15 protein-coding genes are annotated in these 23,818 nt (G+C 66.5%); 7 read left to right on the top strand and 8 right to left on the bottom strand.

The genetic code is table 11. The features are described from left to right. The first annotated feature begins 32 nt into the window (after nucleotides 1–32). Nucleotides 33–2,042 (top strand): S9 family peptidase, encoded by a 2,010-nt coding sequence (locus tag IPK85_22820; GenBank protein ID MBK8250198.1) that lies wholly within the window; start codon nucleotides 33–35, stop codon nucleotides 2,040–2,042. 58 nt (nucleotides 2,043–2,100) lie between these two features. Here the strand turns inward: IPK85_22820 and IPK85_22815 are convergent, their stop codons facing one another. Both IPK85_22815 and IPK85_22810 read right to left on the bottom strand, forming a co-directional pair. After that, a complete protein-coding gene (locus tag IPK85_22815; GenBank protein ID MBK8250197.1) occupies nucleotides 2,101–4,017 on the bottom strand; it encodes a response regulator in 1,917 nt (638 codons plus the stop codon). Between the two features lie 107 nt (nucleotides 4,018–4,124). Continuing rightward, nucleotides 4,125–5,381 (bottom strand): peptidase M14, encoded by a 1,257-nt coding sequence (locus IPK85_22810; GenBank protein ID MBK8250196.1) that lies wholly within the window; start codon nucleotides 5,379–5,381, stop codon nucleotides 4,125–4,127. 261 nt (nucleotides 5,382–5,642) lie between these two features. On the opposite strand from IPK85_22810, the gene IPK85_22805 reads away from it, so the two are divergent. After that, nucleotides 5,643–8,033: a zinc-dependent metalloprotease gene (locus IPK85_22805; protein MBK8250195.1), complete on the top strand. Its 2,391-nt coding sequence runs from the start codon at nucleotides 5,643–5,645 to the stop codon at nucleotides 8,031–8,033. A gap of 55 nt (nucleotides 8,034–8,088) precedes the next feature. Here the strand turns inward: IPK85_22805 and IPK85_22800 are convergent, their stop codons facing one another. Beyond that, nucleotides 8,089–9,015 carry a cobalamin-dependent protein gene (locus IPK85_22800; GenBank protein ID MBK8250194.1) on the bottom strand — a complete coding sequence of 309 codons (927 nt, stop codon included), beginning with the start codon at nucleotides 9,013–9,015 and terminating at the stop codon, nucleotides 8,089–8,091. 212 nt (nucleotides 9,016–9,227) lie between these two features. On the opposite strand from IPK85_22800, the gene IPK85_22795 reads away from it, so the two are divergent. The 5 genes from IPK85_22795 to IPK85_22775 all read left to right on the top strand — a co-directional run bounded on the left by IPK85_22795 (nucleotide 9,228) and on the right by IPK85_22775 (nucleotide 14,087). Beyond that, complete coding sequence (locus IPK85_22795) at nucleotides 9,228–9,710, top strand: fasciclin domain-containing protein (GenBank protein MBK8250193.1); 483 nt, start codon at nucleotides 9,228–9,230, stop codon at nucleotides 9,708–9,710. Nucleotides 9,711–9,773: 63 nt separating this feature from the next. Continuing rightward, nucleotides 9,774–10,223 carry an SRPBCC family protein gene (locus tag IPK85_22790; protein ID MBK8250192.1) on the top strand — a complete coding sequence of 150 codons (450 nt, stop codon included), beginning with the start codon at nucleotides 9,774–9,776 and terminating at the stop codon, nucleotides 10,221–10,223. A gap of 136 nt (nucleotides 10,224–10,359) precedes the next feature. Continuing rightward, nucleotides 10,360–11,757 (top strand): serine hydrolase, encoded by a 1,398-nt coding sequence (locus tag IPK85_22785; GenBank protein ID MBK8250191.1) that lies wholly within the window; start codon nucleotides 10,360–10,362, stop codon nucleotides 11,755–11,757. 108 nt (nucleotides 11,758–11,865) lie between these two features. Next, nucleotides 11,866–12,492, top strand: coding sequence for a gluconate 2-dehydrogenase subunit 3 family protein (locus IPK85_22780; GenBank protein ID MBK8250190.1), 627 nt, complete (start codon nucleotides 11,866–11,868; stop codon nucleotides 12,490–12,492). After that, nucleotides 12,489–14,087, top strand: a complete 1,599-nt coding sequence (locus IPK85_22775) for a GMC family oxidoreductase (protein MBK8250189.1) — start codon at nucleotides 12,489–12,491, stop codon at nucleotides 14,085–14,087. Before IPK85_22780 ends, IPK85_22775 begins: the two co-directional genes overlap by 4 nt. Nucleotides 14,088–14,349: 262 nt before the next feature. Here IPK85_22775 and IPK85_22770 read toward each other — a convergent pair whose 3' ends face one another. The 5 genes from IPK85_22770 to IPK85_22750 all read right to left on the bottom strand — a co-directional run bounded on the left by IPK85_22770 (nucleotide 14,350) and on the right by IPK85_22750 (nucleotide 23,812). Next, nucleotides 14,350–16,320 (bottom strand): hypothetical protein, encoded by a 1,971-nt coding sequence (locus IPK85_22770; protein MBK8250188.1) that lies wholly within the window; start codon nucleotides 16,318–16,320, stop codon nucleotides 14,350–14,352. A gap of 184 nt (nucleotides 16,321–16,504) precedes the next feature. Then, nucleotides 16,505–17,164, bottom strand: coding sequence for a DUF305 domain-containing protein (locus IPK85_22765; GenBank protein ID MBK8250187.1), 660 nt, complete (start codon nucleotides 17,162–17,164; stop codon nucleotides 16,505–16,507). Between the two features lie 341 nt (nucleotides 17,165–17,505). Continuing rightward, on the bottom strand, nucleotides 17,506–19,842 hold the full coding sequence (locus tag IPK85_22760) for a DPP IV N-terminal domain-containing protein (protein MBK8250186.1): 2,337 nt from the start codon (nucleotides 19,840–19,842) through the stop codon (nucleotides 17,506–17,508). Nucleotides 19,843–19,950: 108 nt separating this feature from the next. Beyond that, nucleotides 19,951–21,126 carry a cation:dicarboxylase symporter family transporter gene (locus tag IPK85_22755; protein MBK8250185.1) on the bottom strand — a complete coding sequence of 392 codons (1,176 nt, stop codon included), beginning with the start codon at nucleotides 21,124–21,126 and terminating at the stop codon, nucleotides 19,951–19,953. A 250-nt stretch (nucleotides 21,127–21,376) separates the two neighbouring features. Then, entirely contained in the window at nucleotides 21,377–23,812 is a 2,436-nt protein-coding gene (locus IPK85_22750) for a DPP IV N-terminal domain-containing protein (GenBank protein MBK8250184.1), read from the bottom strand. Nucleotides 23,813–23,818 lie beyond the last annotated feature (6 nt).

The following is a 23,818-nucleotide window of genomic DNA, read 5'->3' as shown; positions in this document are numbered from 1 at the left end:
GCGCCGGTCGACCCACCCTCCCCGCGCCGAGCATGGCAGGGCAACTTTCGTGGATGACACGCCACGCACTCCTCCTCGCCTTCGCCCCCGCACTTGCCTTGGCGCAGGGCGCCCCCCGTCCCCTGCGCCTCGACGACCTCTTCCGGATCAAGACCGTCCGCGAACCGAAGGTCTCGCCGGACGGTCAGTGGGTGGCCTACGTGGTCTCCCAACTCGACTCGGCCAAGGACCGCGCCCATTCCGACGTGTACATGACGTCGTGGGACGGCACGCGCACCGTGCAGCTCACCCACTCGCCCGAAGGAGAGGGAGCCCCACAGTGGAGTCCGGACAACCGCTACCTGTCGTTTGTTGCCGCGCGAGGTGAGAAGGCGAAGTCCCAGGTCTGGGTGCTGGATCGACTCGGCGGCGAAGCACGACAGCTTACAAGGCACAAGGAAGGCGTCGGCGCGTACGCCTGGTCGCCCGACGGCAAGCGCATCGCGTTCACCGCGATGGACCCCGACCCGGCCCTCAAGGGACCCGATAGTGCGTCCACGAAGCCACGGCCGGTGGTGGTGGATCGCTACGCCTTCAAGCGCGACGGTCAGGGATACCTTGGCGAGCGCCGACGCCACATCTACGTGTTCGACCTCACCACCGACTCCACGGTGCAGGTGACGAGCGGACCGTACGACGACGGCGCACCGGAGTGGTCACCCGATGGGACGCTCCTCGCCTTCATCGCCGAGCGGGGCAAGGACCCGGACCGCGAGAACAACAGCGACCTCTTTGTCGTGGAGGCCCGGGCCAACGGCACCGTGCGCCAGCTCACGACCTGGACCGGGCCGGACGGTGGACCCCCGGTCTTCAGTCCGGACGGAAGGTGGATCGCCTACACGCAGGGCAGCGAGGCGAAGTACGCGCTGTACTCGCAAGACCGACTCGCCGTGGTTCCCGTGGTAGGTGGCGCCGCACGCCTCGTCACCCCGGCGCTCGATCGGTCGTTAGGCGACATGGTCTGGAGTGCCGACGGCGCCTCCATCACCGCCCTGCTCGAGGATGATCGTGCAGTGCACCTCGCGCGGGTGAATGTCACCACCGGACGCGTCGAGCGCTTGCTCGAGGGACGCCGCGTGGTCCAGGAAATCGAAGAGGGCCCGGGTGGTCGCGTCGCGCTACTGGCGGGGATGGCGAACTCCCCGAATGAGCTCTACGCCTTCGAGAACGGGACGCTGCGGCCGCTCACGCGAGTGAACGAAGCGTGGCTCCGCGAGGTCCAGCTCGCGCGCGTGGAGGACTTCACCGCGACCGGCAAGGACGGGACGGTCGTGAATGCCCTCCTCACACGCCCCGCCAACGCCGGCCCGGGCCCGATGCCGCTCCTCCTGCGCATCCACGGCGGACCGGGCGCCCAGGATCAGCACGCGTTCCAGTTCGAGCGCGAGTACTTCGCCGCCAACGGATATGCCGTGTTGCAGGTCAACTATCGGGGTTCCACCGGACGAGGTGAGGCGCATCAGCAGGCGATCTTCGCCGATTGGGGGAACAAGGAGGTCAAGGACCTCCATGCCGCCGTGGACGCGGCCATCGCGAGGGGAATCGCTGATCCGGCGCGGCTCGGTATCGGCGGCTGGAGCTACGGCGGGATCCTCACCAACTACGCCATCGCCCAGGACGCCCGTTTCAAGGCGGCCATCAGCGGCGCAGGTGGGGCCTTATGGTCCACCATGTACGGCACCGACCAGTACATCTACCAGTACGAGACCGAGTTGGGTCGCCCCTGGGAGAACCCGAAGCTCTGGGAAAAGGTCTCGTATCCGTTCTACCAGGTCCCGAAGATCAAGACCCCGACCCTCTACATGGGCGGCAGCGACGACGACAACGTCCCGATCACCGGGGGCGAGCAGATGTACCAGGCGCTCAAGTCGTTAGGTGTGGAGACGCAACTCGTGGTCTACCCGGGTCAGAACCACGGGATCGTCCTGCCGTCGTTCCAGAAGGACCGGCTGCAGCGATACCTCGGTTGGTACGACAAACACCTGCGACCCGCGACGCCGTAACGGCCGCCTCCCCGGGGGGGGGGCCTGGCTCAGGGTTCGCGAGGGCCCCCAACTCGCCTCACAGCTCGGCGCCAGCTGGCGCCCCCACACGCCGCAGCTGTTCCGCACAGAGGGCAAGAAAGACCGGCACGTTGATCGGCTTCGCCGCGATGGCACAGCACCCGGCCGCCTCGCTCCGCCCCCCCTCATCACTCGCCCCGTGAGCGGTCAAGGCGATAATCGGGATCCGACTGCCTCGGTCCCGCAGGGTGCGAGCCAACTCGTAGCCGTCCATTTCCGGCATCTGGACGTCCGTCACGAGCAGGTCGAACGGCGCGCCGCGATCCTCCGCGGCCACCAGCATGGCCAGGGCCAGCACCCCGTTCTCCGCCACTACAACCACGGCTCCAGCCTTCTCGAGGAGGTGTTGGACGAGGACCTGGTTTACGGGATTGTCCTCGGCCACAAGAATCCGCGCGTCGAGAGAAATGTCTCGAAAGAGGTCGGAAACCGCGTCGCTCCGGAGCTCGACCTCCGACGGCTGGATCATCCTCGTTCCCAGAACCGGGGGCGCCAACACGGTCAGACAAAAGGTCGTGCCCGCGCCTGGTGCCGTCCGTCCCAGGTTGAGCCCCCCGCCGAGCTGTTCGGCAAGCCGACGGGAGAGCACGAGCCCCAATCCCGTTCCGCCATGACTGCGCGTAATCGACGAGTCGGCCTGCGTGAATGGCTGAAACAGCCTCGCCGCCTGCTCCTCCGTCATGCCGATCCCGGTGTCCGCGACGTCGACGTCCAGGCTCGGAGTGGCTCCCTCACTCCAGCGAACGCGAACCGTCACGCGACCGCGATCCGTGAATTTCGAGGCGTTGCTGATGAGGTTGACGAGAATCTGCCGGAGCCGCGTGGGATCCGTCATGATCTGGCGCGGTATCGGCGACAACAACTCCAGATCAAGACCGATTCCTCGCGAACGAGTGTTTAGCGCCATTAACGAGACAGTATCATGCAGTAAGACGGGCAATTCGACCGCAATCTCCTCAACCTGTAGTCGGCCGGATTCGACCTTCGACACATCGAGAATGTCGTTGACGACGGCCAGGAGATGTTCCCCGGCGGTGCGAATCGTCCCCACGTATTCCGATTGTCTCGAGGGCGGCGCCCCCGGCAACAGGTCCGCGTACCCCATGATCGCGGTCAAGGGCGTGCGGATTTCGTGACTCATGTGCGCAAGAAAGTCGCTCTTGGCGCGGCTCGCTGCCTCGGCGACTGACCGCGCTTCGGTGAGGTCTCGGGCCTCGCGAAACTGGCGCCGACGGATCCGGAACACAGCGACACTGATCGCGATCGCAAGCAGGAAACTCGGGATGAGCCCGAACAGTGCCGCCCGTTGGCGCCGACCCTGGGCCGCGAGGTATTCCCCGGCCCGAATATCCACGCCGATCGCACCCTCCTGCGTCCCGTCGGCGCGCAGGATCGGGGCATACACACTGACGAAACTGCCCCACTCGTCCGAGTAGATCCCATCCGTGCTGGCGACCACGCCTGGCGTGCTATCGCCAAGTGCCGCCAGCAGGGCCGGGTCGGGATCGTCGTATCTCTCCCAGACCTGCGAGCGGTCTTCGCGCCCATCGCCGTCGGCATCGCCGGGGGTGGCCGTGTCGAGGATGAAACGCACCTCGGAGCCGTCGCGCACAACCGTATAGACGTACGCAACGCCCGGCATGGCCCGATACGCCCGGCGAAGGTCCGCGATCGCCGCCTGGTAAGCCGGCGAGTCGATCGCGCTCGAGTCCCGGATCGCGGCGTGCGCGACCGGATCGACCGTGGTGGCCAGGGCCACGGCCAACCGTTCCAGTTCCTCGCGGAGCTGCGTCTGGAAGGTGCGTTCAGCTGTACTCCACAGACCGAGGACCGACACCGCCATCACACCCACCGCCGCAACCGCGGCCATCGCCGCATCCGAGAAAGAACGTCGATGTTCGTGAGACAGGGACACGGCGTGTATTCGAGGGGGACGTCACCCCCGATTCGGGGGTATTTCTCCCCAGTATCGGCACGACCCCCAATGAGCCTTCAGCTGGAATGGACAACCCATAAGGGCGCTCACGGGGTGCGACGCACCTCACGAGATGTCGGGTCAAGTCCCTCCCGTACGATGAAGCGTGCCGGCGCGCCCAGCGAAAGCCAGGATGTCCCGCCAGTCACCAGCAGGGACTCCGGGTCGGGGTGCAGGTACAGGCCATCAAGCCGCAAGGTGTCGAGCGCCACCGCGCCCTCGAGGTCGCCGACCTCCCGGATCCGTCCACCACGTCGCGCCACGGAGTCATCGAAGTTGATCGCGACGTCGCTGCGTGAGGCGCCGAGGCGTGGAAGAACGATCGTTCCTCCCATGACGAGGAGGTCGTATGCCCCGCCGCGATTGAACGGCAGTCGCTCGTACGCCAGCGGGTCCGCAGTGGCGTACCCTTTCGTCGCGATCGCCTCGAGCACTCCGAGGATGGCCGCGCCGTTGTACCGACGGAGTTGTTGCTTTTGCGGGTCACCGGGCAGCGCACCGCTCTCGATCAGGACCGTGCTCGCCCCCCACGTCTGCATCATGTCGCCGAACGCGCGTGGGTTGAACGTGTCGTCGTATTTCGCGATCCGACCATCGATGACGTTCCCGAAGTCACGTGCCAGCCATGCCGCGACGAGGCGGGCACGGCTCCGAACAGGTCCATAGCTCCGCGCGGAGTCCGACGCCGGTGGGAGCAGGGCAATCGCTGCCTGTTCACCATTCCCGACCCGCGTGCGGGCCCCCTGGTCGTGGAGGTTGAAGCCGAAGTCGGGCACGACCTTGTCCCGCACCGCCTTCAGCGTCCGCGCCTCCGGGGAAGCCATCCGCCGCACATCGCGGTTGATGTCGATCCCCGCCGCATTCTCGCGTTGGAATATCTCCGCACCGTCCGGGTTCAACATCGGCAGGAAGGTGACAGTCAGTTCCCGTGCGAGGAGGTCCCGCAGAGGTGCTGGGGAGGAACTGGACAAAACGGCGAAGATGTCCGCGAGCGCCATGGTCGCGGTGGCCTCGTCCCCGTGCATTTGCGACCAGAGGAACACTTTCACCTCGCCGCGCCCGAAGGTGAGGGTCCGCAGTTCGCGGCCCTGCATCGATCGACCGACGTCGTCCACCACGAAGGCCCCTGACCTAAGCGAGGGGTCGATCGCCCGCCAGAACTGTGCATGCGTAAACCGTCGTTCGGCGATCGCGGCAACACGATGCTGATCGATCAGGGCGAGGCGGTCTGCCCATGGCGTTTGGGCGTGCGCTCCCGCTGCGGCCAGAAGCAGTCCGCCCAGAAGCAGGGACGGCCGAAACATCGAGGAAACGTGTGGGGTGGGCATGGCTGACAAATATCCCCTCGTGCTGCAGCGCGTCGAGGGTAGCCACCCTGACCGAGCGCATCGTCGGTGCGTCGCGTCGCAGGGCGGGTAGCACGAGATCTTCCCGTCCCCAGCTGCCCCAGCCCCGTGCTGCCCGTACTGCGCCGCGGCGGTTTTCTTTGCTGGCACTCGCGCCCTCCCTTCCCCGCGCACGTGCCCGCGTGTAAGTCACGGCCGGACCCCTCCCCCACCGGAACCATGCGCGTCCTGACTATCGTAGCCGCGTCCACGCTCGCGGCGTCCTCCCTGCTCGCCCAAGCCACCGAGGCCCCCTTCATCGGGGTTCGCGTCGACCAGGATCGCAACAAGGTCCTCCTCGAGGTCACACCAGACCGCATCGGTCGCGACTTCCTGCACCAGAGCGTCCTCGCGACAGGCGCGGGGGTGCCCGCGCTCGGCCTCGACCGCGGACAGACCGGCGGCAGCTCCGTCGTCCGGCTCGAGCGTCGTGGCAAGCGACTGGTGTTGGTGCGCGACAACTGGGGCGTCCGCGCCAACGGGGCGGACGCGGCGGGACAGCGCGGGGCGGTGGAGTCGTTCGCCACCTCGGTCGTCGCGTCCTTCCCGATCGAATCGGAAGCAAACGGGCAGGTCGTGGTAGACGCGACGTCGCTCTTCCTGTCGGACACCTACGGGATCGCGGAGTCGGTGCGGCGCGGCCAGCAGGGCAATGCACGCGTGGACGCGAATCGCTCCTGGTTCGACGCGGCGCGCACCAAGGCGTTCCCCAAGAACACCGAGATTCATTCCGTGCTGACGTTTGCCGTCGACAACCCCGGGCCCGCGTTGCGCCGCGCCGCGCCGGACGCCGCGGCACCAACCTTCGAAGTGCATCATTCCCTTGTGGCGCTGCCGGACTCGACCGGGTTCCGCCCGCGCCCGGCCGATCCACGCTCTGGATTGTTTGGTGGTGCGTATGGCGACTACGCGCAGGGATACGACCAGCTCTATCGCGGCGGGCAGACCTCGCGCTGGCGCCTCGTGCCGAAGGACCCCGCGGCCTACCTCCGCGGGCAACTGACGGAGCCGGTGACCCCGATCGTCTACTACCTCGACCCCGCCATTCCCGAGCCCTATCGCACGATGTTCCGCGAGGGCGGGATGTGGTGGAACAAGGTCTTCGAGGGCGCGGGGTGGAAAAACGGCTTCCTGGTCCGTGACCTGCCGGCCGGGGCCGACCCGATGGACGCCCGGTATCCCATGATCTACTGGGTGCACCGCAATCAGCCCGGCCCGTCGGTGGGGCCGAGCCTGCAGGACCCGCGCACGGGGGAAATCCTGCGCACCGTCGTGCGGATGGACTCCTGGCGGTCGATGATCGACTACAACATCTATGCAGGGCTGCTCCCGGCAGCCGGGCCGACGGGACTGAACGTCCCCGCCGACCAGTTCGTGGCCATGCGCCGTCGCCAGCATGTGGCCCACGAGATCGGGCACACCCTCGGCATGTCCCACAACTACATCGCGCACGCCCAGGGTCGGACCAGCGTGATGGACTATCCCTTCCCGCTCATCTCGGTCGACGCCCGCGGCCAGCTGGATCTCTCCAAGGCCTACGCGCCATTTGCCGGCGCCTGGGACTCGCTCGCCATCCGCTACGGCCACACCTGGTACCCGGATGCGGCCAGCGAGAAGGCCGGCCTCGCAAAGATCATCAAGGAGATGCTCGACCGCGACGTGCGGTTCGTCGCGGACCAGGACGCCGACGCCTCCGGCTCGATCCCCGAAGTCACGCGCTGGGTGGAAGGGAAGACGATGTTCGACGCCGTCGAGCGCACGAGCGCCGTACGTCGCCTGGCGATCGACAAGTTCGACGACCGCGCGATCAAGCCGGGTGAGCCGATGTACCTGCTCAACATGCGCTTCGCCCACGTGTACCTGCACCACCGCTACTCCCTGGAGGGCCTGGTGAAGTACGTCGGGGGCATGGACTACCGCTACGCGATCCGCGGTGACGGCCAGGTCCCGACGACCATCCTGCCGGCGGCCTCCCAGCGGCGTGCGTTAGGCATGACCCTCGACGCCCTTGAACCCCGTGAACTGGCGGTGCCGGAACGCGTCATGGCGATGATCCCGCCCGTGCCCTATGGCGGGGATGAGTCGTTCGCCTGGATCGGCACGGCCGGCGGGAGCTCCTTCGACCAGGTGTCGCTCGCCGGTGGGCTCGCCACCGAGGTCATCGAAGGGCTCCTGCATCGAGAACGGGCCGCCCGGGTCGTCCAATTCAGCGCACGCGATGCCTCCCTCCCCACCCTCGACGAGGTGATCGGCACGATCGTCGACCGCACCTGGGGGGCCGCTCCGACCGCCGACGCCGGCTCACAAACGCTGCGGCGCACAGTGCAGCGCGTGGTGCTGAACACCCTGCTCGATCGCGCAGGAGACCGGCAGGCGCTTGCCGAGGTGCGACAGGCGGCTGAGTTGCACCTGCAGAAGCTGGATGAGCGGATCGCTGGCATGAGCGGTGGCACACCCGCCGATGCCGCCCTCCGCGCCGCCGCTCGCCGCGAGATCGCGCGCTACTTCGCCGGCGACGATGATCCGCAGGCACGGTCGCGCTTCCGCGTCATCCCGCTGCCCTGGCCCTGATGACCCGTGATAGCGGCGGCACCGAGTCCCGGCGCCGCCGCTATCACGTCGCACTTCACGCGGACGACCAGGGACGCCCTGCGGCGCCGCCGTGCTCTCGGAGCCACTGCCGAAGTGACTCCAGATCGGCGAGCGTGGTCGCTCCGTGGCGCGCCAGCATGAGGGCGTGAGTGGACGCGGCCCGCCCCCCTACCAACAAATGCACCTTGCCCGACGTGCCGCGCGCCACGGTCTCCAGCTCGCGATGCAACTCCGCATCCCTCGACTGGTGAACCAGGCTGATTGCGAGCGCCGCTGGCTTGGTCGACGCAACGCCAAGCAGGATGTCCGCAGCGGGCAGGTTGGGCCCAAACCACATCACACGCCACCCCTCAGCGGCGGCGGACGCAGCGACCATGAGTGCGCCCAGTTCGATCTGCTGACCGCGCGGGGTAGTCACGGCGAGCAACGGCGCATCGCCATCGACGCGCGCACTCTGCACCAGCCAGGTGAGGAGCCGCTGCACCTCCACCGAGGCCACGTGTTCGTGAATCGGCTGCAGCGTACCGTTCTCCCAGCGTTCGCCGAGTTCGCGGAGCAACGGCGCCACGAGGTGGTCCAACAGTACGGGGACGTTGAACTGCAGCGCCGCTCGCCGCAGGGTTCCCTCCAATGACTCACTATCAAGTCGCTCCGTCGCCGCCATGACTTCGCGGAACGCCGCCGCCAATGCCACGGCCTGTCCAGCGGCAGCGACGCCGGCGTTGGTGGCCTCACGACCGGTGTCCGCCGCGACGAGCTCGGCCAATGCCGTCCGGTCCAGGACAGCGACCTGCCCGATGGATCTCCCGGCCAGCACCGCCCGGTGGAGGTGCGAGAGATGCTCGATGTCCGCATCACTGTACAGGCGCTGACCACCCGGCGATCGCCGCGGCTCCACGACCGAGTACCGGCGCTCCCACGCCCGGACGAGGTCCGCACTGAGGCCGGTTCTCTGTATCACGACCCTCAGCGGGTGGTGGAGCTTGTTCATCGGGTTTGATGGAGGTCTTTGCGGCACAACAAGATACGGTCCTGTCAAGGACACGTCAATGTAATGTCCAGATAAATAGCTTGACAACAACGGGACGTTCGGGTATCCTCATGCCGTTGGCCTCATCCTATCGCTCTCAATCAGGAGTCCTTCCAGTGCTTCAGCTCATGCCGACCCGCTACATGGCTACCGCCGCCTTGGTCTTTGTTGTCGCCGCCCCGGCGGCCAGCGCCCAGGACCACGCGGGCGCGAATCACGCCACCAAGAACATCGTCGAGACCGCGGTTGCCGCCGGCTCGTTCAAGACGCTGGTCGCCGCCGTCCAGGCCGCTGGCCTCGTCGAGACCCTCTCCGGCAAGGGGCCGTTCACGGTCTTTGCCCCGACCGATGAAGCGTTCGCCAAGCTCCCGGCCGGCACGGTCGAGGCCCTTCTCAAGGACAAGGCCAAGCTCGCCTCCATCCTCACCTACCATGTCGTCTCCGGCGATGTGCGCGCCGCCCAGGCGATGAAGCTCTCGACAGCCAAGACCGTCAATGGCCAGTCCCTCGGCATCGCCGTCAAGGATGGCAGCGTCATGATCAACAACGCGAAGGTCGTGAAGGCAGACATCGTGACGACCAACGGCGTTATCCACGTCATCGACACCGTCGTCCTTCCCAAGTAATGCATGCGGCGGGGGCCGACGCCGCTCCGAGCGTCGCGCCCCTTCCGCCGCACTCGTTCCCTCATGCGATTCGTCAGGCAGTCCCGGATTCCGGCCCCGCCCCAGGTGGTCTTTGCCTTTCACGAATCGCCCGGTGCACTCACCGCCTTGATCCCCCCATGGGAGAACATGCGCGTCATCGAAAGCGCCAACTCTCTCAGGCCGGGTGCTCGTGTGGTTCTCGCCGGCCGCGTCGGGCCATTCCCCATGCGGTGGGTCGCTGAGCACACCACGTACGAACCGCCACATGAGTTCGTCGACGTGCAGCGCAGTGGCCCCTTCGCGTTCTGGGAGCACCGGCACCGGTTTCTCGACGACGGCGAAGGCGGGACCATCCTCCGAGATGAAGTGGAGTACCAGCTCCCGTTCGGAGTCGTCGGGCAAGTCCTGGCCGGTCGGCTCGTCAGGCGGCAACTGGAACGAATGTTCGACTTTCGACACAGCACCACGCGACGGCTCGTTACCACGCCCTGAGGGCCGCGGGAGTTACCAGGCCTCCGCGCTCTGGCGCGGCCTCGAGTCAGCACGTCGCCGCAGGAGTTCGCCCGATCCTTGCCGAGTCGCGACCCTTCCGTATGTTCGCGGCTCCCCGTGTCGTCGAAGGTCGTCCATGCGTTCTCCCGAGATCGTGCTCGCCCTGCTGGGCGTGGCTTGGCTTGTTCCTGCTGCATCTGCGGCACAACAGGGGACATCCGATCCCCGCATCGACCGCATTTTCGCCGCGTACGACCGACCCGACTCGCCCGGATGTGTGCTCGGGGTCGTCCAAGACGGTCGCTTCGTCTACCAGCGCGGCTACGGGATGGCGAACCTGGACTACGACATCGCCAACACACCGGGGATGGTCTACTACGTCGGCTCGGTCTCGAAGCAGTTCACCGCCGCCGCCATCGCGCTCCTCGTGCTCGACGGACGCATCGCCCTCGATGACGATATCCGGAAGTACTTCCCGGCGATGCCCGCCTACGGGCGCCCCGTCACCATTCGCCAGATGGTGCACCACACGAGCGGCCTGCGCGACATCTACGGCATCATGGACCTCGCCGGCAAGCGACTCGAGGACGTCTTCACCGACGCGGAGGCGCTCGCCCTCATCGCGCGGCAGAAGGAAACCAACTTCGCACCAAACGACGACTACCTGTACAGCAACTCCGGCTACTTCCTGCTGGGGCAACTGGTGAAGCAGGTGACCGGGATGTCGCTCCGGGAATTCGCCGACGAGCGGATCTTCCGGCCACTGGGCATGATGGACACCCACTTCCACGACGAACCCGGGCACATCATGAAGCGCCGGGCCATGAGCTATGAGCCAGGGCCCGGGGGCCGCGGGTATCGCCTCTCGTACATCCAGAACTTCGACAAGATCGGCGCCGGCGGCTTGTACACAACGCTCGACGACCTCCGGAAGTGGGATGCGAACTACTACTCGCACCAGGTCGGCGGCGAGCCTTTCCAGCGACTCATCCACACCCGCGCCGTGTTGAACCGGGGAGACACCCTCGCCTACGCCTTTGGCAACAACGTCTCGTCCTATCGGGGGTTGCGCATCACGGAACACAGCGGGTCGCTGATGGGCTACAAGGCCGAGCTCCTTCGCTTTCCGGACCAGCGCTTCTCGGTACTCCTGCAATGCAACTACGGGCCGATCGACCCTACCGCCCTGGCCTTCGCGGTCGCCGACGTCTACCTGGGCGACCGCATGGGTCCACGTCCCGCGCCGCGCCCGCCCGCGCCGCGCCAAATGCGCCGCCGGGGAACGACAGCCACCGACGCCGGTCTGGTGGGCAGCTACTTTGGCGAGGAGGCCAACGCCACCTACACGATTCGTGCAGCCGGTGGCACGCTCGAACTGGTGCGGCCGCTCCGCACCGATACCCTGGAGGCGCTCGCGGACGGCACGTTCCGGGCGGGCAACCTCGTGCTCCAGTTCTCGGGTCCTCCGGCGCGCCGCACCTCGTTCACCATCGAGGCGGGTCGTGTCCGCAACGTCCGCTTCACCAGGCGGTAACCGGCGCGCACTCCGGCCGGCCGTGGGCCGCGCGTCGGCTGGGCGCGCGGGCGCGGACAACGCACATCGGGTCTTGCCGCCCCCGAAAACCGGGGGTTATGTCCCGACATGACCAGCTCCACACCGCCCGACGGCGCCTCGCGCCGGACGTTCTTCAAGACGGCCAGCGCGATCGCGACCGGTGTCGCCGCGTCCACGGTCGCCTGCGCGCCGGACGCGGGACCGCCGGCGCTGGCTCGAACCACGACGATCGACCGCGCCGCACTCGAACCCCTCGCCGAGGTGCTCCTGCCGGGCGAGCTTGGGCCCACAGGCCGCACGGCGGCCGTGGATGCGTTCGTCCGCTGGGTCAACGAATACGAGCCCGTGGCCCAGGAGATGGTAGGGTACGGCTATTCCGACATCCGGTACCTCCCCCCGGACCCTGCCCCGGCCTGGCGCGCGCAGCTTGACGCGCTGGATCTCCTGGCCCAGAAGGTCCGCCGGTCGTCCTTCGCCTCGCTGGACCTCGCGGGGCGCACCGAGGTGGTGGCGATGGCGTTAGGCAGCGAACGCGGTCAGCGACTCCCGGCTCCGCTCGATGCGCGCCACGTGGCCGTGGCCCTCCTCGCGCATTGGGCGTCGACCCCGGCGGCCTGGAACCTCGCCATGGGCGTCGACGTCTCACCGGGCGCCTGCCGTCCACTCGAGGCCGCCAGCATGCGTCCCCCGACGATGCGGAGGCCCAACACATGAAGACCATCGAGGCAGACATCTGCATCATCGGCAGCGGCATCACGGCCGCGATGATGGCCGAGCATCTGGCGGAGAAGACGTCGCGGGCCATCACGGTCATCGAGGCCGGCAAGCCGTCGACCCCGTTCAGCGAGCGCGCCCGCGCGCGCGAACGCTACAAGGACTACGGGGAGAGCCCGTGGAAGCAGGATCACCTCGACGACCAGAACGCCTACGGCGTGACGTATGGCTTCTCGCCGAGCATGCACGTGGGCGGGCTCGCCATGCACTGGGGCGGCGTTGCGCCGCGGTACGCGCCGGAAGACTTTCGCGTGAAGTCCCTCACCGGCCTCGGTGACGACTGGGCGTTCAGCTACGACGACCTCGATCCGTTCTACCAGGAGGCGGAGGAGCGGATGGGGATCGCCGGCGAACAAGGGCCCACGGCCTTCGACCCGCGAGGCAAGTCGTATCCGCTCCCTGCACTACCGGTCAACTACAACCTGGCGCAACTGCGCGACTGGGCGTCGAAGGCCGGGATCGCCGCATGGAGCACGCCATCCGCCAAGAACTCGCAGCCATACCAGGGTCGCGCCGTCTGCCAACGATGTGACACCTGCTATCCCGTCTGCCCGACCGGTGCCAAGTACTCCCCCGACTTTTCCTGGGACGCACTGGTGAAGGCGGGAAAGATCACCCTGGTCACCGAGACCCTCGTTCGCCGGCTGGTCGCCGAGGGACAACACGGCCGTATCGTGCGCGCGACGGGCAATCGCACCGATGCGTCGGGTGAGGAGGTCACGATCACCGCGAAGTCATTCGTGCTCGCCGCCGGATTTGTGTGGTCGGCGCACTTGCTGATGCTCTCCCGCGACGACGCCCACCCCGAGGGGCTGGCAAACCGCAGTGGGAACGTCGGGCGCTACCTCGCCGGGCACCGGAACATCGGCGGCCAGGTCTCGTTGCCGCTGGAACTCTACCCCGGGATCAACGTCCAGCACTCGCTGGTCTCCAAGCAGTTCATGCGTGAGGGCCGAAAGGGGAAGTACCTCCGGCACGACCTGCGGATCTGGGAATCGAGCGTCGGGCGGGATCCGCGGTTGCGCGCGTCGGACGGGAGCCTGCAGCTCGGGGACGCGCTGCTCGCCGACTGGCGGCAACGCGCCAAGGGAGCCACTGCGCGGGTGCGCGCCTACTACGACGTCCTTCCCGATCGTGAGAGCCGCATCACCTTCGACGCGGCCCGCAAGAATCGGTTTGGTGACCCGATGCCCTTCCTGACGTGGAAGGATGCGCCGGAAAGCGCAGCCCTTCGCGAATGGCAGGAGGAAGAGCTGCGCAACCTCTTCCGCTCGATGGCGAAGGCTGGCGGCGGAGAAGTGATCAGCTTGTCGAGCAACGCGAACGACATCGGTCAGGAACACCCGACCGGCGGGTGCCGCATGGGCAGCGATCCGGCGACCAGCGTCGTCGACGGCTGGGGACGCGCCCACGACCACGAGAACCTGTGGATTGCGGGGGCGCCCACGTTTCCGACGGCGTCCTGCACCAATGGGACGCTGACGTTCGCGGCGGTGGGTTTGCGGACGGCCTCAGCGATTGCGAGGTCCGGCTAGGGCAACTGCCACTGCGAAGCACGAGCGGTACGGGCAGCCCGAGCAGCACGGGGGGCACGCGTACTGCTCAAGACTCGTACTGCACGTGCTGCGCAGTGGCTGTTCAACGATGCTAACAAACCGCCAGGGCGCAGCACGAGGGGCACGAGCAGTACGCGCGGCACGAGGGGCACGAGCAGTACGGGCAGCACGAGGGGCACCTGTGCTCCCCGTGCTGCCCTGGACTCGTACTGCCCGTGCTTCGCAGTGGCAGTTGCTCTTCCTACGCGATTCCCCCCATCAGATCGCGCACGGCCTGCTGCAACATCCCCACCTTCGGGGCGTCACACGATCCGTTGCGGTCGTTCCCCAGCTGCGTGACGAGCGTCGACAGCATGTCCCGGCGAGACTGGCCAGCGGCCGACTCGGCGCCCTGGAGCGACGTGCGAACCGACGCGATCCGTGCCGCTGACAGGCACTTGTTCCGCTCCAGCTGATCGACAAACGCACGCGCCATCGCGAAGCTCGGTGGCCAGCTCATCTTCGGCTGTCCCTGCGCGTTGAGGTACTCCAGCTTCACCGTCTTCGCGGCGTCGATCTCGTTCTGCGAGATGTGCTGCGTCGGCACCAGCTCAAAGACGTCGAGGCCACGCTCCATCTCCGACGAGACGATGGCGCCGTTGTACCAGTAGACCGACCAGGTGCCGGCGCCACCAACCTGCGTCGTGTCCGACGGTCCCCGATCGTGGAAGCCGATCTCCATCGGCTTGGCCGCGTCGGTGAAGTCGAAGATCGACACGCCGCCCTGGTACCACGACTGCACCATGACGTCGCGCCCCGGGATCGGGATCAGTGAGCCATTGTGCGCCACGCAGTTTTCCTTGTCGGTCTGCGGCGCCAGCATCTTGTAGTACGACTTGAACTGCAGCTGGCGGTTCTGGATCGTGAAGATCGCGTCCGCGCCCCACTCCTTCGGGTCGCCGGCGCGGCACTTCGGACCACCACCACCGCCCCACTCATCCGAGAACAGCATCTTCGTCCCGTCGTTGTTGAACGTGGCCGAGTGCCAGTAGGAGAAGTTGGAGTCCGCCACCGCAGCGATGCGCTTGGGGTTCACCGGATCGGAGATGTCGAGCAGGAGCCCGTAGCCCTCGCAGGCGCCACCCGCGAGCCCGATCTCCGGATACACCGTGATATCGTGGCACTGCGTCGGTCCCGGTCGCGGGCCATTGCCCGCCGCCGGAGCGCCACCGAACATGCGCTGGATGATTGCCGGAAGGTCCTGGCGGAGCTTCGCTGAGTCAGCCGCGGTCGGCGGCGAAGCGCGCACCCGGCGCCGGACCGCGCTGTCCGTGGGCGCCGGCGCACTGCCCGTCGACCTGGCCACTTCAGCGACTACGCGCTGCGTAACCACACTATCAAGTAGCATCGCCGCGAACTGCGGTGGGAGCACCTGCGCCTCCCCCCCGAACTCCACGACGAACTGCCCGGCCGCCCTCGCCTTCTCGACCATCGCCTTGTCCTCGGGCGAGGTGCCATGCTCGGGCGGTGCCACCAGGTCATTGAAGATGCGCGGCGACGACACGATCGCGGCCTTGGTCGGATCGGCGAGCGGGACCTTGATCACCTCGATCCGGAACAGCGCGGTGTTCGCGTTCTGCTCGGGCAACCCCGAGCTGCACCCGGGCAGCTCGGCGTCAGGACGAATGTTCGCCGAGCCTGAGATGTAGACGTACACGTTGTCCCGGTCCTTCGGGTCCACCAGCACCGTGTGTGTATGCGACCCACGGCAGGTCTGCACGTTGTGCAGGTACTTCGGGTTCCGGATATCGGTGATATCGAAGATGCGGATGCCACGGAGGCGGTCCTTGCTCACCGCAGTTTGTATACCCTGCCCGCCGCAGTCGACACGCCCGGCCATCCCCTCGCCCGAGACAAAGAGCAGGTTCTTGTAGACCGAGACGTCGCTCTGCGACGCCGGGCAGTAGTAGCCATTGACCAGCTGCGGCTGTCGCGGGTTGGAGATATCCCAGACCTGGAAGCCGTTGTAGTTCCCCTGGATGGCGTAGTTGCCCGTGAACGCCAGGTCGGAATTGGTGCTGCCGACGAACTTCCCCGTCGGCTGCGCCGTGGCGAGCCGGGCCATCCCGCTGATGGCTTCGCCCGCGTCATTCATGCCGGCCTTGAGGCCGACCCGCGGATCGCGCATGCGCGACGGGGCGTTGTTGATCGTCGTCCCGCGCGCGCACGCCATCACGGCAAGCGATGCAAGGAGGAGCGTGCGATGGGCCAAGCGTCTGCGTGTCATTGTTGTCCTGGAGTGAGCGTCACCACCAATGGAGACTGCGAACCGCGCCTACGAACCTCACGGCCGCGTCCACCCCGGCATACCTGGGGGCGACCTTCGACCCGTGGCCCGCGTCCTGCGACCGAGGGACCTACCTACCGAGAACTACCTCTGCCAACATCCGCTGCATGCGGGCGATTTCCGTGGTCTGGTCCACGTTGACGTCCGACGCGAACTTGAAGACCGTCTGGTTCTGGCCCGCACCGTCCGCCGCAAACAGCGCCTGCACCATGGACACCGCCCCCTGGTGGTGCTGGATCATGTACTGCAGGAAGAGCCGGTCGAAGTCGCGCTTGCGCGCCTGGCTCAACGCCAGCATCTGCGCCTCGCTGAGCATCCCGGGCATCAGCATCATCATGGACTGGCCGCCCATCTCGTGCTTCATGCCCTTGGGGTCTGCCGCGGGCACGGGTTGCCCCCGGTCGCTCAGCCACTGGCGCATCAGTTGGATCTCGTCGGTCTGGGCATTGATGATCCGCGCCGCCAGCGTCCGGACCGACGGACTGGCCCCGTTCCGCGGGGCGAGGCGCGCCATGGCAATCGCCTGGGCGTGGTGCCCGATCATCCCGGCCATGAACTCGGCGTCCGCCCTGGTCCACGGAAGTTGCATGCTGTCCGCCCGCGCCCTGGCGATCGCCTCGGGGCTCGAGACGACCGCCGCGACCGGAATCGGGCTCAGGTCGAGGACCGCGCTCCCGCGCGCGCAGGCGGCGAGGGCGAGGAGAAGAGGGGCTAGGGAGCGAGTGAACATGTGATGCGTCAGTCCACCTTCTACCGAAGTGGGGGGCCGAGGGTTTCGAGGGCACCTGCCCCACGGCGAAGTACGGGCAGTACGGGCAGTACGGGCAGCACGGGCAGCACGGGCAGCACGGGCGGTACGGGGGGTACGGAAGCTGCCGCGCCTCCCCTGCCAATCTATTGCTCTGGCCGGTTCCGGACCGTCACCCGACACGCGTAAGAGTGCGGGGGCACCTTCCCGACGAGCCGTGTCGCGTGCTGCTCGTACCGCGCAGTTGCTCTTTACGCACGGGATGAACGGCCAAACTCCGAAGCACGGCCGGTAAGAGACCGGTGAACGCGCCTGGTCGCCCCTTACGGCGTCGGCCCCTTGATCTCGTACCCCGCCGGCGGGGTCACGCCGAGCAGGTGCTGCACGAAGTAATCCCACGTCCGACGGACCATGTACGGCTCGCCGGCGAACCCGTGGTTCCGGTTCGGCATGATGAACATGTCAAAGTCCTTGTTGGCCTTGATCAACTCATCTATGACCAGCTGGGTCGCCACGGGGTGGACGTTGTCGTCGAGCGTGCCGTAGGTCAGGAGGAGTTTTCCCTTCAGGTTGCGCGCCTTGCGCCAGTTGGACTGCGAGTCGAAGGAATCTGTGGTGTCCGAGAGGCGGCGTAACAGACCGTGATACTTCTCCCCCCACGTGAAGTCGTAGCTCCGGTTGTCGTGATTGCCGGCGCTCGACACGGCGACCTTGAAGAAGTCGGGGTAGGTGAGGATCGCGTCGGTCGAGGAGAAACCGCCACCAGAGTGCCCGTAGATCCCGACCCGATCGATGTCGATCTGCGGGATCCGGGCGGCGAGCTGCTTGATCGTCGCGACCTGGTCGGGGAGGCCGTTGTCCGTCATGTTGCCGTAGTAGGCGTCATGGAACGACTTCGATCGTCCTGGCGTCCCCATCGCATCGACCTGCACGACAAAGAAGCCCAGCTCGGCGAGTGCGTTGGCGCTGCCGTTGGCACTGGCCCGGAACTGGCGACCGCCTAACGACCCGACCTGTGGCCCCGGGTAGATGTAATCGATGATCGGGTACCGCTTGGTCGAATCGAAGTGCGCCGGATACCACAGGATGCCGTACAACTCCGTCACCCCATCGCGCGCCTTGACCTTGAACGAACGCGGCGCCCGGAAGCCCGCCGCCGTCAACCGGGCGACGTCGGCCTGCTGGATCTCCTTGACCACCGTGCCGTCCATCCGCCGGATGGTCGAGCTCGGCGGACGCGCCGGCGTGGAGTACACGTCGACGACGAACTTTCCCGACGGGGCCACGTTCACTTCATGGTCCGCGTCCTCCGGCGTTAGCAACTCCACGGCGGTGCCATCGAGCTTCGCCCGATAGAAGTGCCGGTTATAGGGGTCGCGCCCCGCCTCGCGCCCACGGGCCGTGAAGTACGCGTAGCGCAGCGTCTCGTCGATCCACAGCAGGTCGCTCACCATCCAGGAGCCGCTCGTGATGCGGTTCTTGACGTTCCCCGTCGCGGCGTCCACGAGGTAGAGGTGCCCCCACCCGTCGCGTTCCGACCACCACACAACCTCCTTTCCACCCGTGAGCGGGCGCCAGTTCGGGATCCCACCGGAGTTCTGGTTGGTCTCGACGAAGGTCTTGTTCGCTTCCTTGAGGACCGTGCGCGCCGACCCATCACCAGGATTCGCGACGACCAGCTCCAGTTCGTCGAACGACCGCTTGCCCGCCGTAAAGAAGAGCTGGTCGTTCCCGGACCAGCGCACGTCCTTCCACACCGTGTCCGACATCAGCCAGCAGCAGCTCGTGTTGATCGCATCGGCCGGACCGCGGTTGACGCGCGCGGCCTGCCTGGCCGCGACATCCACCACGTACAACTCCCAGCGCGGGATCACGCTGTCGCCGGGCAACGCGTAGCGATACGAATGGAGCACCGGCCCCGGGTTCTTCGTCTCCAGCAGGTGCATCCAGCGCACGTTCCGCTGGTCCCACTTGTGGGTCACGAGCTTCTTCGAGTCCGGCGACCACAACACGAAAGGCCGCACCTCGGTGTTGTTGCGCGCGTTGGTCACCTGCTGGCAGCAGCCGATATTGTTCAGGCCATACCCATACTCCGGCGTCCCATCACTCGTCAGGCGCACCTCCGCCCCGCCAGCAGCAGGTCGCATGTAGAGGTTGCCAGCGCGCTCAAACGCGACCCATTGCCCATCCGGCGAGCGCACCTCGCTCGGCTTCTCGACTGGCATGGTGTCGGGCCCGACGCAGGCGTAGGTGGCCACGTGGCAGGTCCACGTCTTCTTCCGGCCGACCGAAAACCGGATCGCCTGTTCATTCTGCACCCACGCGAGGTCGCGGAACGGGAGCTTCCCCGCATCGTAGGCCGTATCAGCGGCCACGGAGAGCGCCGCGGCGAGCCGCGCATGGTCAAAGGCCGGGCGACGGGCGCCGGTCGCAAGGTCCATGATGACAAATTCATAGCCGTTCGAGCCGCGATTGCGGAACCAGAAGCGATCGCCGGACATCCAGCGTGGACGCACCGCGTCATCGGTCACCAGCTCGCCCGCGTTCCAGCTCAACAACTGCTCGGCGCGTGCATAGTCGGTGCGGGTCCCCTGGGCGGAGACGACGAACGCCGACACGAGGATCGTGCCGGCGGTGATCACATCAAGAGTTTTTGTCATGGTGTGTGACTCATGTCATCGCGCAAGGCGCACATGCGCTCTTGCGCGGGTTGTGCCCGTCTGCCGTCTGCCGTCTGCCGTCTGCCGTCTGCCATCACGCCTGAGTCGTCAGGCGTCCAACTCCCCTTCCCATCGCGCCATCGCCGCCGTCGCCAAGCAGTTGCCCAAAAGGTTGATCGACGTCCGCGCCATGTCCATCACCGCGTCTACACCGAGGATCACGGCCACCCCCTGCAGCGGCAGCCCGAACGACGCCAAGGTGCCGGACAGGATCACCAACCCAGCCCGCGGCACGGCCGCGACGCCCTTGGACGTCAGCATCAGGGTGAGCATCATCAGCAGCTGCTGGGACAGGGGCATGTCGATCCCCGCCGCCTGGGCCACGAAGATCGAGGCGAGCGCGAGGTACAACGTCGTGCCGTCGAGGTTGAACGAGTACCCGGTCGGCATGACAAACGACACGATGCGCCGCGGCACGCCGAACTTCTCCATCGCCTGCATCGCCTGCGGTAGGGCCGCCTCGGACGAGGCCGTACTGAACGCGATCAGGAACGGCTCCTTGACTGTCATGAGGAACTTCTTCACCGGGATGCGGAACAGGAGCATCACGGGCACGAGCACGAACAGGACAAAGACCACGAGCGCCCCGTAGAGCGTGAGGACCATCAACCCGAGGTTCTTGAGCACCCCAAGCCCGCTCTGCGCCACCGTGACCGCAATCGCCGCCCCAATGCCGAATGGGGCGAAGGCCATCACCAGCCCCACGAACTTGAACATCACCTCGGCCAGGCTCTCCAGAAGGCGCAGCATCACCTGCCGCGGTTCGCCGGGAACGCGAGCCAGGGCCACGGCAAAGAGGATGGCAAAGAAGACGATCTGCAACACTTCGTTCTTCGCGGCTGCCTCAAAAAAGCTTTGCGGCACCGTGTGCTCCAGCACCCCGCCCAGCGAGATCTCGGTCTGTGCGTATTGCTGTACGTCCGAGCCGGCTTCCGGCGGCAGCACGATCCCCTGTCCCGGCTTGACCAGGTTGACCGCGATCAATCCGATCGCCAGCGCAAGCGTCGTGACGACCTCGAAGTAGATGATCGAGCGCAGCGCCAACCGCCCCACCTTCTTCATGTCGTCGCCGTGGCCCGCGATGCCAATGACCAGCGTGCTGAACAGGAGCGGGACGATCAGCGACTTGATCATCCGCAAGAAGATGTTGCTGATGGGCTTGAGCTCCTTCCCCACGTCCGGGAGGAAGGTCCCTATGGCGATCCCCACGACCATGGAGATCATGATCCACTGGGTCAGCGAGATCCCCCCCTTTTTGGGGGCGGGGGCAGAGTCAGCGGTTGCGGCGTGTGCAGTCACTGCGGGCCTGGTGAAGGGGAGACGAGGGCGGGAATGTGGGCCCCCGGAGCGCGGCCCGGCAAGGTCGCCGCACGGAAAGAGCGGGACGCCCAGGGTCGCCCCCGTTCGCCCCGCTCTCGCGTTTCATCTCTTCGGCAGGCGGCCGCCTGCTATCTGCCGTCTGCCGTCTTCGAACCTACTGCGGCGCCTTGAACGGCTTCCAGTACGGGAACCCCTCGTCGTCCCAGCTGTCGGGGTCCGGAGCGCCGGGCCGCCCCGGGGCGCCCGTGACCGGCTGCTTGATCTCGTAGTTCACCGGCGGCGTGCCACCCATCAGGTGCTCAACGAAGTAGTCCCACCGACGACGGATGAAGTACGGCTCGTTGAGCCCGTGGTTCCGGTTGGGCGCCCAGACCATGTCGAACGACTTGTTCGCCTTGATCAGCTCATCGATCACCTGGACCGTCATGGACGGATGCACGTTGTCGTCCATATCGCCGTGCATGAGCATCAGCTTGCCCTGCAGGTTCTTCGTCATCGTCTTGTTGGCCGACGTCTCGAAGTTGTCGGTGCGACGCGCCGAATCCTTGACCATGAGCCCCTGGTACTTCTCGGCCCAGTAGATGTTGTACGAGCGGTTGTCGTGGTTGCCCGCGCCGCTCACCGCGACCTTGAAGAAGTCCGGGTAGCGCAGGATCGCGTCGGTCGAGGCGAACCCACCGCCGGAGTGCCCGAAGATCCCGACTTTGTCCGTGTCGATGAACTTGTGCTTCGCGCCGAGTTGCTTGATCGCCGTGATGTGGTCCGGCAGGCCGTTGTCGCCAAAGAAGCCGTAGTAGTTGTCGTGGAACGCCTTGGAGCGCAGCGGCGTCCCCAGGTGGTCGAGCTGGATGACGATGAAGCCGAGTTCGGCGAGGGCGTAGGGTTCACCGCCATTGGTGAAATTCCAGCCGCGGACCGAGCCGACCTGCGGTCCCGGGTAGATGTGCGAGATGATTGGGTACTTCTTCGTCGAATCCATGTTCGACGGCAGGTAGAGCAATCCATAGATATCGGTGACGTTGTCCCGCGCCTTCACCGAGAAGAGCTGCACCGGCTTCCAGCCGATCTCCTTGAGCCGCGAGATGTCGGCGTCCTCGAATTTCTTGACCACCCGCCCGTCGACCGCCGAGCGCACGACCGTCACCGGTGGCGATTGCAGCGTCGAGTAGGTGTCGACGAAATACTTCCCGCTCGGGCTGAAGGTGATGGTGTGGTGTGCGTCTTCCGGCGTGAGCAGGGTCATCCCGACGCCGTCGTAGCTCGTGCGATACAGCTTGGGATAGTAGAGGAAGCCGTCCTTCCCGCGTGCGGTGAAGTAGACCTGCTTCGCGACCTCGTCCACGTACGAGATCTGTCCCACCTGGAAGGCGCCGGTCGTGAGCTGTGCCACCGGATCCGGGGCCAGGACCAACCCGCCGTCTGCATCGCTCGACGTCATGCTCGAGACGCCAGCACCATTGAACCGGTACAGGTGCCCCCAGCCGTCGCGCTCCGACCACCAGAAGGCGTCCTTCTGGTCCTTGGTCGTGTAGAACGACCCGGGGTCCTGCGGGTTGGAGATCTCCACATACGTCTTGCCGGTGTCGCGCGCGATGACCCGCATGTCGCCGGTGGTCGCGTCGATCGCCGCGAGGTAGGCGCTCTTCGAGCCGCGCGTATACATCGAGATGTTCAGCGTCTGGCCATTGTCCGCCCACGCCGAGTCACGCACGGAGCCGCCGATGGAAAGCTGGTTCGGGCGCGGGGCGATCTTGGCCTGCACGCTCTGCTTGCTCCCGACATCCACGATATACAGGTAGGGGCGCGGCACGGCCGTATCGCCGGGCAGGGCGTAGGGCTGGGAGTACATCTTGGTCCGCTGGCCCGTGGACTGCACGTAGTAGTGGTGCGCGACGTAGCGCTCGTCCTGTCGGACGACGGCGATCTTCTTCGAGTCGGGCGACCACCGCAGGTTGGGGCGACGCTGCCCCACGCGATTGAACTGGATCTCGCTCGGCCGCGGCATCGTCAAGCCGTATTGCCAGTATTCCACGCCGTCGGTGGTGAGCTGCGTCGAGTCCGCGCCATTCCGCGAGCGCACCCAGAGGTTGTTGCCAGAGACAAACGCTTCCATGCGCTTGTCCGGTGACAGCACAAACCGCTGCTTGTTGGCCACCGTGTCGCCCACCGTGCAGCGATAGGTCGAGATGTTGCACGTGAAGCGCTTGCGGTTCGTGGTGAACTCGATCTCGCTCTCGTTGTCGCCGTCGTTCGTGAACTCGAACGCCTGAAACGGGAGCTTGTGTGCCTCGAAGGCGGTGTCGCCCGCGATCGTCATCGCGCGGGCCAGGCGGACGTGATCGAACAGCGGCGCACGGGTGGCGGCCACGGGATCGACGACGATGAACTCGGCGCCAGTGTTGGTCTTGTTGCGATACCAGAACCGGTTCCCGTCCTTGAGCCAGGCGGGCCGCACTTCATCGCCTGCGACGAGGGTGCGGGTGTTCCAGTCAAGGAGTTGCTCGGCGCGCGAATAGGACACCTGCTGCGCGGGAAGGACGGAGGCCGCGAGGGCCAACGTGCCAATCAGGGGGACAACGCGGGGGATCATGTGCAC

The organism is Gemmatimonadota bacterium (assembly GCA_016712265.1).
GTDB lineage: Bacteria > Gemmatimonadota > Gemmatimonadetes > Gemmatimonadales > Gemmatimonadaceae > RBC101.
This window is presented reverse-complemented; position numbering and strand designations above follow the sequence as displayed.